The 12,095-nt window shown below is 69.8% G+C and carries 14 protein-coding genes; 7 read left to right on the top strand and 7 right to left on the bottom strand.

Annotated elements, in window-relative coordinates:
- The first annotated feature begins 92 nt into the window (after window positions 1-92).
- A complete protein-coding gene (locus ACH5AF_RS34710) occupies window positions 93-1,655 on the top strand; it encodes an FAD-binding oxidoreductase (protein ID WP_398907466.1) in 1,563 nt (520 codons plus the stop codon).
- Between the two features lie 103 nt (window positions 1,656-1,758).
- Here the strand turns inward: ACH5AF_RS34710 and ACH5AF_RS34705 are convergent, their stop codons facing one another.
- Together ACH5AF_RS34705 and ACH5AF_RS34700 are read right to left on the bottom strand one after the other, a co-directional pair.
- A complete protein-coding gene (locus ACH5AF_RS34705; protein ID WP_398907464.1) occupies window positions 1,759-2,487 on the bottom strand; it encodes a phosphatase PAP2 family protein in 729 nt (242 codons plus the stop codon).
- Window positions 2,488-2,751: 264 nt separating this feature from the next.
- Complete coding sequence (locus ACH5AF_RS34700) at window positions 2,752-3,765, bottom strand: NlpC/P60 family protein (RefSeq protein ID WP_398907462.1); 1,014 nt, start codon at window positions 3,763-3,765, stop codon at window positions 2,752-2,754.
- Between the two features lie 383 nt (window positions 3,766-4,148).
- Between ACH5AF_RS34700 and ACH5AF_RS34695 the strand changes: the two genes are divergently transcribed.
- Together ACH5AF_RS34695 and ACH5AF_RS34690 are read left to right on the top strand one after the other, a co-directional pair.
- Window positions 4,149-4,340 carry a hypothetical protein gene (locus ACH5AF_RS34695; protein WP_398907461.1) on the top strand — a complete coding sequence of 64 codons (192 nt, stop codon included), beginning with the start codon at window positions 4,149-4,151 and terminating at the stop codon, window positions 4,338-4,340.
- Between the two features lie 142 nt (window positions 4,341-4,482).
- Complete coding sequence (locus ACH5AF_RS34690; RefSeq protein WP_398907459.1) at window positions 4,483-5,277, top strand: thioesterase family protein; 795 nt, start codon at window positions 4,483-4,485, stop codon at window positions 5,275-5,277.
- A 14-nt stretch (window positions 5,278-5,291) separates the two neighbouring features.
- Here ACH5AF_RS34690 and ACH5AF_RS34685 read toward each other — a convergent pair whose 3' ends face one another.
- The 4 genes from ACH5AF_RS34685 to ACH5AF_RS34670 form a co-directional block, all read right to left on the bottom strand.
- A complete protein-coding gene (locus ACH5AF_RS34685; protein ID WP_398907457.1) occupies window positions 5,292-6,098 on the bottom strand; it encodes an SAM-dependent methyltransferase in 807 nt (268 codons plus the stop codon).
- A 163-nt stretch (window positions 6,099-6,261) separates the two neighbouring features.
- Entirely contained in the window at window positions 6,262-6,984 is a 723-nt protein-coding gene (locus ACH5AF_RS34680) for a Uma2 family endonuclease (RefSeq protein WP_398907455.1), read from the bottom strand.
- A 47-nt stretch (window positions 6,985-7,031) separates the two neighbouring features.
- Window positions 7,032-7,538: a Uma2 family endonuclease gene (locus ACH5AF_RS34675; protein WP_398907453.1), complete on the bottom strand. Its 507-nt coding sequence runs from the start codon at window positions 7,536-7,538 to the stop codon at window positions 7,032-7,034.
- A 53-nt stretch (window positions 7,539-7,591) separates the two neighbouring features.
- A complete protein-coding gene (locus ACH5AF_RS34670) occupies window positions 7,592-8,008 on the bottom strand; it encodes an ATP-binding protein (RefSeq protein ID WP_398907451.1) in 417 nt (138 codons plus the stop codon).
- Between the two features lie 191 nt (window positions 8,009-8,199).
- Here ACH5AF_RS34670 and ACH5AF_RS34665 point away from each other — a divergent pair, with 191 nt between their 5' ends.
- Entirely contained in the window at window positions 8,200-9,051 is an 852-nt protein-coding gene (locus tag ACH5AF_RS34665; protein ID WP_398907449.1) for a helix-turn-helix domain-containing protein, read from the top strand.
- An 11-nt stretch (window positions 9,052-9,062) separates the two neighbouring features.
- Window positions 9,063-9,380: a DUF397 domain-containing protein gene (locus tag ACH5AF_RS34660; protein ID WP_398907447.1), complete on the top strand. Its 318-nt coding sequence runs from the start codon at window positions 9,063-9,065 to the stop codon at window positions 9,378-9,380.
- A 124-nt stretch (window positions 9,381-9,504) separates the two neighbouring features.
- On the opposite strand, the gene ACH5AF_RS34655 is transcribed toward ACH5AF_RS34660, so the two are convergent.
- Window positions 9,505-10,047, bottom strand: a complete 543-nt coding sequence (locus tag ACH5AF_RS34655) for a hypothetical protein (RefSeq protein ID WP_398907446.1) — start codon at window positions 10,045-10,047, stop codon at window positions 9,505-9,507.
- A gap of 234 nt (window positions 10,048-10,281) precedes the next feature.
- Between ACH5AF_RS34655 and ACH5AF_RS34650 the strand changes: the two genes are divergently transcribed.
- Both ACH5AF_RS34650 and ACH5AF_RS34645 read left to right on the top strand, forming a co-directional pair.
- Window positions 10,282-11,472 carry an IS110 family transposase gene (locus ACH5AF_RS34650; protein ID WP_398907444.1) on the top strand — a complete coding sequence of 397 codons (1,191 nt, stop codon included), beginning with the start codon at window positions 10,282-10,284 and terminating at the stop codon, window positions 11,470-11,472.
- A 358-nt stretch (window positions 11,473-11,830) separates the two neighbouring features.
- Window positions 11,831-12,085, top strand: coding sequence for a Scr1 family TA system antitoxin-like transcriptional regulator (locus ACH5AF_RS34645; RefSeq protein WP_398907443.1), 255 nt, complete (start codon window positions 11,831-11,833; stop codon window positions 12,083-12,085).
- Window positions 12,086-12,095 lie beyond the last annotated feature (10 nt).

The raw sequence follows: 12,095 nt of genomic DNA, 5'->3' as shown, positions 1-12,095 counted from the left end.
GCCGGACGGCCACTCCTGCGGAGCCACTGAAGGCAAGACCCCATAAGCCACATCCGGCCCTCCCGGGCCATCCAACAACTTACGGAGGCCCCATGGACCGGCGTACGCTGCTCACCACCGCTGTTGCTCTCACCACTGCCGCGACCACCGCTGCGTGCAGCGGGGGAAGCCGCGGTGCCACCACGGCGCCGGCCACCCGGACCCCGACGACCACGAGAACATCGGCCCGGCCGCCCCGCCCCGCCGACTGGACCGCGCTCGCGCGCGGTCTCGACGGGAAGCTGATCCGGCCCGGCGATGCCGACTACAAAAGCGCCCGGCAGCTGTACAACACCCGCTTCGACGGGAAGAAGCCCGCCGCGGTCGCCTACGTCGCGGGCGAGGACGACATCAAGGAGTGCCTGGCGTACGCGAAGGCGCACGGCACTCCGGTGTCCATCCGCAACGGCGGCCACTCCTACGGCGGTTGGTCGTCCGGCAACGGCAAGCTGGTCATCGACGTGTCGTCACTCAGCCGCATCGGCGCCGACGGAGTGATCGGCGCCGGTGCCAAACTCGTCGACGTCTACAGGACTCTCGCCCGCCGCGGCCGCACCATCCCCGCGGGTTCGTGCCCCACGGTCGGCATCTCCGGCCTCACCCTCGGCGGCGGCCACGGTGTGACCTCCCGTGCCTACGGCCTGACCTGCGACAGCCTGACCGAGGCGACGCTCGTCACCGCCGACGGCAGGACGCTGACGGCGAGCGCCACCGAGAACAAGGACCTCTTCTGGGCACTGCGCGGCGGCGGGCTCGGCAACTTCGGTGTGGTGACCCGGTTCCGCTTCCGTACGCACCCGGCGCCGCCGACCGTCAGCGCCTATCTGACCTGGCCCTGGGCCCGGGCCGCTGCCGTCATCGCCGCGTGGCAGCGGTGGGCTCCGGGCCAGCCCGACGAGATCTGGTCGTCGCTGCACCTCGCGGCGGGCCCGGGCGGCGTGCGGCCCACGCTCTCCGTCGCCGCCTCCACGCTCGGCCATGAGAGCGACCTGCGCGACGCACTCGACCGGCTCGCCGATGCCGTGGGCTCGCCCGCGTCCTCGGCGGCCCTGCGCCCGCGCAGCTATCTGGACGCGATGCTCGCCTACGCGGGCTGCCTCTCCCTCCCGGCCGCCCAGTGCCGCCTGCCCGGCACCACCCCGGGCCGCGACCCGCAAGGTGCGCTGCCGCGCGAGACGTACGCGGCGGCCTCCGACTTCTTCGACCGCGACCTGGCACCGGCCGGCCGGCAGGCGCTGATCGCGGCGGCCGAGGCGTTCACCCGTATCCCCGCGAACCGGGGTGGCGGCGGCTCGATCGCGCTGACCGCGCTCGGCGGCGCGGTGAACCGGGTGGACCCGCTGGCGACGTCCTTCGTGCACCGCCGCTCGCGGATGCTGGCCCAGTACATCGCCGCATGGCAGCCGGGCACCGCCGGCACGGCCCAGCAGTCCTGGTTGAAGAACGCGCACGCGTCGATGCGGCGGTACGCGTCCGGGGCGGCGTACCAGAACTACGCCGACCCGAATCTGACGAACTGGCGCCGTGCCTACTACGGTCCGGCCGCGGACCGGCTCACGCGCCTGAAGCAGCAGTACGACCCCGACCGCGCCTTCGCATACCCGCAGGCCGTCTGAGTTCTGTCCGGCGGACCACGTGACGGTGCGGGCCCTCGACCCTTCTGAAACCGCGTCACCCGTCCGGCACGTTCCCGCCAGGGGTGCCGTACGGGCCCGGCCGCTACGCCGCGAGGCCGTTCTCGCCCGGGTCCGACCCCTCCATGTCGAGCGGCTCCGTGACCAGTGCCGCTCCGCCGGTCCGCCGGGAGCGCACCAGCCAGGACAGGCGGCGCGAGCCGGCGATCGCCGACACCAGCGGGGTGAGCAGCGCCAGGGCGAGCGGAGCGAGCAGCAGGGTCGCGGCCGTGCCGAGCGCGAAGCCGCCGATGACGTCGGTCGGGTAGTGCACGCCCATGTAGACGCGGCAGAAGCCTTCGGCCACGGCGAGGACGAGTGCGGCGAGCCCGAACCTGCGGTGGGCGATGAAGAGTCCGGCGCCGATGGCCATCGCCAGCGTGGAGTGATCGCTGACGAAGGAGAAGTCGGTCTTGCCCGCGACGAGGACCTCCAGGTCCTCGTGGTCGACGAACGGCCGGGGCCGTTCGACGAATCCGCGGATGGGGATGTTGATCAGCAGAGCGATGCCGGCCGCCAGCGGCGTCCAGATCAGCGCGGCGACCGCGGCCACCGAGTCCTCGGCGGTACCCCGCCTGCGCACGCTCCACCAGCACCAGAGGGCGACGAGCACCAGGCCGAGCATGATGCCGTACTCGCCGACGAACTCCATGGTCCGATCAAGCCAGCCGGGTGCGTCCTTGGCCAGGCCGTTGATGTCGTAGAGCAGACCGACGTCGGGGTTCGTCCCGCCCCTCGACTCCGTCAGGGGAAACCCGATTGCGAGTCCAGACATCTGCCGCGGCCCCTTGCCTTGTGCCACCGGCGCACCAGCCTGTGCGCCGCTCTGCCAACCCCCGTGGTCAGTCCGGTGTGTGCTGCATGGTCAGTGCGGCCGTCCTAGTCCAGGGAACGACGTGATCCCCGGTGTCGTTCCAGTCTCCACCGAACGATCACTATGACGTTATCGAAGAGTGACACGTCATCGCAGCTCAGAGCGGTGGCCGTAAAGTCGAGTTCCAGCCATCCGACCGGGCTTCCCACGCCGGCTCACGCCCGCTCACGCCTGCGGCAGATCGGTCGGCAGAGCCGCCGCGCCGTCCTTGGTGACGCGGGTGGCGCCGAAGTAGTCCGGCGTGTCGATCTTGTCGAACCGGATCACCGCACCGGTGTACGGCGCGTTGATCATGTACCCGCCGCCGACATAGATGCCGACGTGTCTGATCGCGCGCGAATTGGCCAGGTCGTCCGAGAAGAAGACCAGGTCGCCCGGCAGCAGTTCGTCGCGCGAGGGGTGCGGACCGGCGTTGTACTGGTCGTTGGCCACGCGCGGCAGCTCGATGCCGACGGTGCGGTACGCGGCCTGGGTGAGGCCCGAGCAGTCGAACCGCCCGCCCTGCTCGGCAGTTCCGTTGCCGCCCCACAGGTACTTGGAGCCGAGCTTCTTCTGGGCGAAGTAGATGGCCCCGGCCGCCTGTCGCGACGGCTCCACCCGGCCGACGGGCTTGGCGAAGCTCTTCTCCAGGCTGCGGATGACCTTCACGTAGTTCTGCGTCTCGCGGTACGGCGGGACGCCGCCGTACTTGATGACGGCATACGCGCCGGCGTTGTAGGCGGCCAGCATGTTGTCGGTCGGGTCACCCGGCGCCTTGCGTACATATCCAGCCAGTTCGCAGTCGTACGAAGCGGCGGACGGAATGGCGTCGGCCGGGTCCCAGACGTCACGGTCACCGTCCTTGTCCCCGTCTATGCCATGGGTCGCCCAGGTGCCGGGGATGAACTGCGCGATGCCCTGCGCGGCCGCGGGGCTCTGCGCCCTGGGATTCCAGCCGCTCTCCTGATAGAGCTGCGCGGCGAGGAGGGCCGGGTTGATGGCGGGACAGAGGTTCCCCCACTGCTGCACCAGCGGCTGGTACAGCCCGGGCACGGCCCCCTTGGCAAGCCCCACGGCACCGCCCTTGACGCCCCCGCCGATCAGCCCGGCGGCGGCCGAGAACGTCCCGACGACGAGCAGCGCGACGAAGCTCAGACACAGCCCGATCGACGCGCCACCGATCAGCCACGCCTTACGCACCGTCAACCACCTTCCACCGCCCGGCAGTCCGCCGGGATCCAGTGTAGGTGCCCGGTGTGTGGCCCTGGGGGTGGACGACTCACCCTGTCCGGACCGCATCGGCGCGGCGCCGGACACCGGCGCACGCGCCGGCGGTCACGCCAGGCGTCTGAGCCAACTGCGCTCCGTAGCAGGGCGCTTGGCGTGAAAGAGCGGCGCCCCCAGGGGCGGGGCTTACGGTCGCGGGTGGGGCAGCGGCAGTGTGGCCGGCGCCGGCTGCGCGGGGTCCGACCCCCGCGCAAGTGGTCTGGACCATAGCCGCTACTCTGTGTAATGCAGCCAGGAAGGCTGAGGTCAGACGCCCTCCGACGACCACGGCGGGGCCGGCAACACAGGAGTAAGACGTGAAGAACTCTGCGATCGTGACCGAAGCGCCGGGCACGGACGACACGCAGAACGGGGGCCTGTCGGGGGCGATGAACGCGCGCCGCCAGGGTCGCCGCAGCGACGCCGGCGGCACCGCCGCCACGGTGACCTTCATCGCGCTGCTGGGCATAGCGGTCGCACTGCTCGGCTACATGGTCGTCGCCGGCTGACCCAGCAGGCCGCCGGAAGGGGCCCGTGACCCACAGGGGATCACGGGCCCCTTTGCCGCGCTCCGGCCCTGGATAACGCTGTTACCGACCGGTAGCGTGTGCCGTGCACGCATCCGCGAGGCGGCAGGGAAGGCGGCCCCGAATGACAGACCCGCAGTCGTTCTACGAGCGGCTCTCCGAGAACCGCTACGCCCCTACCGAGCACACCCGCGGCCCCTGGGACGCCGCCTCCCAGCACGCGGGCCCGCCCGCCGCCCTGCTGGGCCGCGCCATCGAGGAACGCCCGGGCGCACGTGCGGACATGCGCCTGGCGCGCGTCACCTACGAGATCCTGCGCCCGGTCCCCATCGCGCCCCTGGAGGTGTCCACCTCCGTGGTGCGCGCCGGCCGGAGCGTCGAGGTCGTCGAGGCAGCACTGACACCACAAGGCTCGGACCGGCCCGCGATGCTCGCCCGTGCCCTTCGGGTACGGACCACTGCCGAGCCCGGACCCTCCGTCGCGCAGGGCCCACTGCTCCCCTCCCCCGCGGACACGGCTCCCACCCCCTTCTTCGGCATCCCGTGGGACATCGGCTACCACACCGCGGTCGAGACCCGTTTCGCCGAGGGCGCCTGGCAGGAACAGGGACCCGGAACGTGCTGGATGCGCATGCGGATGCCACTCGTCGCGGGCGACGCACCCCGCCCGCTGGACCGTGTCCTCGTCGCCGCCGACTCCGGCAACGGGATGAGCAACGTCCTGGACTTCTCCCGGCACGTCTTCATCAACCCGGACCTGACGGTCCATCTGCACCGCCACCCGGTGGGCGAGTGGGTCTGCGTCGAGGCGCGCACCAGCGTCGACGAGGCGGGCATAGGCCTGGCGGACGCACGCCTCCACGACGAGAAGGGCCCGATCGGCCGGAGCGCCCAGAGCCTGTTCATCGGCCCGCGCTGACCCCAGCCGGGCCGTTACGCCTTGCGTCCCACGCCCGCGAACATCGCGACCTCCTCCGGCAACGCGGGGTCTCCCGCGTCCGGGCGCCAGCGGTTGCAGGAGACGATGCCCGGTTCCAGCAGGTCGAGCCCCTCGAAGTAGCGGGTGAGCTGGTCCGGGGTGCGCTGCGTGAGGCGCGGCGTACCGTGCTCGTTCCAGAACGCGACCGCGGCGTCCACGTCCGGCATCGCGGGGCTGGTGATCGTGTGGGACAGGACGAGGTGACTGCCGGGCGCCAGAGCGTCCATGAGCCGGCGCACCAGGGCGTACGACTCCTCGTCGTCCTCGACGAAGATGACGACGCCGAGCAGCATCAGCCCGACGGGTCGGCTCAGGTCCAGCGTTTTCGCCGCGCGCTCCAGGATCGCGTCCACGTCCCGCAGATCGGCGTCGAGATAGTCGGTGGCGCCTTCCGGACTGCTGGTGAGCAGGGCGCGGGCGTGCACAAGGACGAGCGGGTCGTTGTCCACGTACACGATCCGCGACTGGGGCGCGACGCGCTGCGCCACCTCGTGGGTGTTGTCGGCGCTCGGCAGCCCCGTGCCGATGTCGAGGAACTGCCGGATCCCGGCCTCACCGGCCAGGTACCGCACGGCCCGCCCGAGGAACCGCCGGTCGGCGAGCGCGTACTCCCCGATGCCCGGGTGCAGCGTCCGGATCTGGTCGCCGGCCTCCTGGTCGACGGGGTAGTTGTCCTTGCCACCGGTCCAGTAGTTCCAGATCCGGGCGGTATGGGGCCGGGACGTGTCGATACGGTCGAGAGCGTGCGCGTTGTCGGTCACGCCCGTCAGCCTAGTCAACTACCCTTTCAATGAGGAGAGTTCACGACCTTGCTGAAAGGCGTCGGCGGTGCGACGGCCTCGCCGGCCCAGCCGTCGTGCGTCGCCGGGTCGTAGCTCGGGGCGGAGACGTAGACGTGGGACGGGCCGCACGACCGCGAGCAGCTCAGCGGGGACGGGCGCTGTCCCCGTACCGGGGTAGGTCACCAGTGGCCACGGACAGGGCGAGCGGATCCGGAAGCGGAATCTCTTCGCCGTACTTGCCCGGCAGGGTGTCCTGATAGCTGCCGTTGGACGGTCTGGTGTGCAGGGCCCAGGTGCCGTGGCGGGGGTCGACGACGAGGAGGGCGCGGACGCCGGCGACGGCGTACCAGTCGTTCTTCTGGCTGATGTCGCGGGCCTTTTCGGACCGGGAGATGACCTCGACGGCGAGCTCGACGTCGTGCGGGTCGGCCAACCAGTCGTCGTCGTCGTCCCAGTCCTGCGGGAGGACGACCAGGTCAGGTGTGACGTAGTCGTCGAGGTCGCCCGGCATCGCGATCGAGGACACCTCGTAGGCAGCCAGCCTTTCCGGTGCCGCCGTGTCGATCTGCCGCCGGAGCCTGCGGATCACGCCCGCGTGCTTGCCGCGGGGAGTCGGGGACATCACGAGGCTTCCTCCCACGATCTGCACGCGCAGACCCGTCGCTGCTTCGATCTTCTCGGCGACCTCGCGCAGATTCCCGGGGCGCGGGCGGGGCCGCAGCGGCGGTTGCACGGACATCGTGGACGGCCTCCATCCCTGCGACTCGGGCTCCTCGGCTGCGCGGGCGGGGTCGGGGGGAGGTCCCGTGTCCCGTTCGGCGACGCCTCCACCGTACTGCCATGCGTATGCGTGGGCCTCGGACATCCCAGGCTCCTTCCGACGTGCGGTCGTCCACCGTCAGTCACTTTAAGTCACGCCTCTGACACGCGCCGGTAGACCGGAAGCGCGGCGGTGTCCACAAGGCGCTGCTGCGGGCCGGGCAGCGGGACGCTGTCGCCGAAGCACCCGGAACGCATCCCTCGGTAGCAGACTCCGTCGGGGCCGGTGTGCAGTGCCCAAGTGCCGTACCGGGGGTCGACGACCAGCAGAGCCCGTACGCAGGCGACCGCGTACCAGTCGGTCTTCCGGCCGAACTCCCGGGCCTTCTCCTCCCGGGCCACGACCTCGACGGCGAGCCCGACGTCCTGGGTGCGCACCATGCGGTCCCTGGGCGCATCGCCGCCGGGAGCCAGGACGACGAGGTCGGGCGTCACGAAGTCGTCCTGGTCCATGGGCATCCGTACGGACACTCCTTCAAGGACCCCCGCTGGTTGGGCGATCGCTGCGGCGAGGTGCCGGACGACCGCCGTACGGGTGGGGCAGGCGGTCCGGGAGAGGACCAGGCTGCCGCCGAGGATCTCGACGCGTAAGTCCGTCATCCGTGAGATCAGGCGCGCGACCTCGCGAGGGCTGCGGGGCAGCAGTCGCCCGATCATCGTGCCCCACCGCCCAGCTCCACCCACAGCAGCTTCCCACCCTGCGGCAGCGCGGTAGCGCCCCACGCGTCGGCGCACACGGCGACGAGGCAGAGCCCCCGGCCGCCTTCCGCATCCGGCGCGGGTCGGCACGGCAGCCCCTCGAAGGGCGCCGGGATGTCGGGACAGGTGTCCCACACCCCGAGCCTGAGCCGCCCCTGCTCGGGTGCCCGCAGCCGGAGCCCGTACGGGCCATCGGTGTGCCGGAGGGCGTTGGTGACGAGCTCGGAGGCGAGCAACTCGGCGGTCTCGACGAGCGCGCCGAGCCGGTGCGCGTGGAGGACCGCACGGAGTGTGTGGCGAGCGATGCCGGGTGCGCGGGGATCCTGCGGGAGTTGGAGGGCGTAGGTCCAGGGCGGGGCTACGGTGGTCATGGAAGTCTCCTCGACGGAGTGAGAGTTGTCGCGGGAATGCGGGCGCCTGGTGACCAGGTCGCTCCGTCGAGCGGGGTGCTTCCAGGCGGGTGGCCTGAGACACACCGTAGGGCGACTCGTAGAATGCATTCAATGAATCACGATGAACCCATTCAAGTTACCCTCGTGTGGGTGACACCTGGGGAGAGTTGATGACGCCGACCCTCACTCCAACTGCCCGCCGCCAGCGCCTCGGTGCCGAGCTGCGCAAGCTACGGGAGCGGGCGGGCCTCACGGCAACGCAGGCCGGCGCCCTGCTGGGCGGAAACCAGGCCAGGATCAGCAACATCGAGGCCGGCCGACACGGCGTCAGCGCGGAGCGCGTCCGCACCCTCACCTGCCACTACGACTGCGTGGACGCGGACCTCGTCGAAGCACTCGCGGCCATGACCGGGGAACGCAGGCGCGGTTGGTGGGAGGAGTACCGTGAGATCCTCTCCAGCGGCCAGCTGGACCTCGCCGAACTGGAGCATCACGGCCGCCGGTTGCGCACCGCGCACACATCAGGGATCCCAGGCCTTCTCCAGACGCTGGAGCACGCCCGCGAGGTGATGCGTCAGGCGGTGCCCGCACTGGCACCGTCGGCCATCGAGCACCGTGTCTCGTTCCGCATCAAGCGACAGGCGGTCCTGGACCGCGAGGACGCCGTCCCCTATCAGGCGATCATCCACGAGGCCGCGCTGCGTATGAGGTTCGGCGGGCGGTCAGTCGCCGCCCGGCAGCTTCAGCATCTGTTGGAGACGGGACAGCGCGAGCACGTCTCGATCCGGGTGATCCCGTTCGACTCCGGAGCGTTCCCCGGCTCAGGCCAGCCGCTGTACTACGTCCACGGCCCAGTGCCTCAACTCGACACGGTCCAGCTCGACCAGGCCCACGGCCCCGTCCTGCTGGACGCCGCGGCACAACTCGACAAGTACCGGCAGGTCTTCGCCCGACTGGAGAGCCTGGCACTCGACGAGGCCGAGTCCGCAGACTTCATCCGAACCATCGCCCAGGATCTGTGAGGGGATTCGACATGCTCGTAGGCAACTGGCAGAAGTCGTCGTACTGCGCTGAGGGCGAATCCTGCGTATACGTATCCGCAACAATCGACGGCGTCAGACTCACGGAAAGCAGCGACCCGGACGGCCACATACTCCGCACCACCCGCGACGCCTTCGCGTCCCTCACCCACGCCCTGAAGGCCGGCACGCCAAGCCCCCACATAACCGTCGCCCACACCCCCGACGGCCTCGTCCGCATCGGCGGGGCCGTGACGACGACGGGTCCAAAGTGGGAGGCGTTCGTACAGGGAGTTCAGGCCGGCGAGTTCGACCGTTTCGGCCGACCCTGAGAATGTCCGGAACTGCTGCGACGGACTGAGGCATGTACGACCGCCAGGCCGCCCCTGACCCGGCTTACTTCGCTGGACCAGGCAAGGTGGGCAGGGGCGCGCAGGGTGGTCGCAACGTCAACTCTCAATACATGCAGGCACGTTCCAGCAAAGGAGCCGCCCAGTCCGGAAAGTGCTCGGCTGCGGGAAGGGGCGGGGCAGGAGAGGTGGCGACCCCCGGCGAGTTGGGCGAGAAGCTCCCCTCGGGGTGACGAACTGGCCAAGCAAGCCATCGCCGCAGGAACTGGTTCGCACTGCAAACCAGGGCCAGTCCACCTCGCAGTTCGGGGCACTCATACCAGTACGTCGTCAGCACGGCCGCGCGAGTGACAGCCTGTTCAGTGTCCGCGGGCTGCGAGTGCGCGGCTAGTTCCGCACCGACCGCAAAACTCGCGTACTGATTCCCCCGCAGCAGGATGTCACAGTCGCGGAGCACCGCATCGAGGACGTTCAGAGGCAGCGTGGATACCTGCCTCCCCAGTCGCTCCAGGAGCGCGTCCACGCCGGGGTCTGCTGCGCTCTCCGGACCGGGAATGACGTTGAGGTCCTGCACCAACTCTGGGTCGGCCGTCCCGACGCTCAATGCCTTGAGGTAGGCGAGGGCCCTGGCCGCCTGCCAGTGACTCAAGGTGTCCCTACGTTCTTCCACGGGACTGGGCGAGCCCTTCGTATGGTTGGCCCACCCAGGGGCGTCGGGTGTGGCTTTCAAGGTTCTGCCGCCCGTGGCTGACATCGATTGGCCGCCCGACGCCCCACGACGACTCGGCTGCCAATTAGGAACTGCGAATGATCGCTCAGTAGGGAATCGACAGCGAGGTCGTCCGTCGGGAAGCACCAGCACACCGCACCGCACGGAGGCACCATGGCCCCGATCTGGGCCGGCATAGACACAGGCAAGACCCATCACCACTGCGTCGCGATCGACGAGAGCGGCCGTCGGCTGCTGTCCCGACGCGTCGCCAACGACGAGCCCGAACTCCTCCAACTCCTCACCGACGTCATGGCCCTGGGCGACGAGGTGACCTGGGGAATCGACCTGGCCGACGGCGGAGCCGCCCTGGCCATCGCGATCCTCCTCAACCACGACCAGCCGGTGCTCTACCTCTCCGGCCGGGCCATCCACCGAGCCTCCGAGGGCTACCGCGGGGAAGGCAAGACCGACGCCAAGGACGCGGCCGTCATCGCCGACCAGGCCCGCATCCGCCGCGATCTGCAACCCTTACGCACCGGCGACGAAACCGTCACCGACCTCAAGATCCTCACCGGCCGCCGGATGGACCTGGTCGCCGATCGCACCCGCACCGTCAACCGGCTCCGGGCCCAGCTCACCAGCATTTTCCCCGGCCTGGAGCGGGCGCTCGACCTCACCAACACCGGCCCGCTCACCCTGCTGACCGGCTACCAGACGCCGGCTGCCCTTCGCCGGCTCGGCATCAAACGGCTGGAGACCTGGCTCCGCAACCGCAAGGTCCGCAGCGCCGATCAGCTCGCCGAGACAGCCGTGCAGGCGGCCGAGCGCCAGCACACCAGCCTCCCCGGGGAGAAGCTGACCGCCCAGATGGTTCACACGCTGGCGAAGGAGGTGATGGCTCTCAACCAGCAGGTCGCCGAGATCGACAAGCTCATCGAGGCACGGTTTCGCGACCACCACACCTTCGAGGTGATCACCAGCATGCCCGGCCTGGGAGTCATCCTCGGCGCCGAGTTCCTGGCCGCCACCGGCGGTGACATGGCCGTCTTCGGTACGTCCGACCGGCTTGCCGGTTTCGGTGGGGTCGCGCCGGCTCCACGGGACTCCGGGAAGATCAGCGGCAACCTGCGACGTCCTCAACGCTACAACCGGAGACTTCAGCGCGTCCTCTACACCTCCGCGCTGTTCAGCATCCGAAGGTCCGAGGAATCCCGCCGGTTCTACGACCGCAAACGAGCCGAGGGCAAGCGCCACACCCAAGCCGTCCTCGCCCTCGCACGCCGCCGCGTCAACGTCCTCTGGGCCCTCCTACGCGACGGACGGTGCTACGAGCTCACGCCGCCGACGGCCCTCGCGGCTTGACAGAACGCATTAGGAATCGATGAGAGCCAGTCGTGACGGTCGGAACGCGGGCCGTGTAGGCCAGGCGACGGCGCAGACGGTCGGCTGCAAGCCCGCTAGATCCTCAGGGACCCGCTGCGGATGCAGTGGCCGGTGCGGGGGTCTCGGAGAACTAGTACTCATGACGCCTTTCTCATTCACTTGCGGACGAGGCCTGTGGCAGCCTCCATCTGGGCACAGATTGACCAGGCTGTCTCGTGGTGACCGTGTCGATGTAGGCTTCGGTGACGTGCTATGCATGGATATGTCATCCTGGTGAATTTCGGAGGAGCCCGAGATCGCAAGGGCACAGCTCCAACACCTGGTAAAGCTTGCCGCCTTGGAGCACCTCACGATCCGAGTGCTCCCCTTCGCCGCCGGCTCGTACCCGGGGTCGGGCCAGTCGATCAACTACGTGCACGGCGCCGTGCCCCGGCTCGACACCGTTCAACTCGACCAGTCCCATGGCGTGGCCTTCGTCGATGGTGCCAAAGAACTCTCCCAGTACCGCGAACTGTTCGCTCGCCTGGAGACATTGGCCCAGCCCTCGGACGAGTCCCGGAACTTTGTCCACAACCTCGCCGAAAGCCTGTGAAGGGAAACCC

Origin of the sequence: Streptomyces sp. NPDC018833 (assembly GCF_044390825.1) — a bacterium.
Lineage (GTDB): Bacteria > Actinomycetota > Actinomycetes > Streptomycetales > Streptomycetaceae > Streptomyces.
The sequence above is the reverse complement of the archived record's forward strand: the minus strand, read 5'-3'. Positions and strand labels throughout refer to the sequence as shown.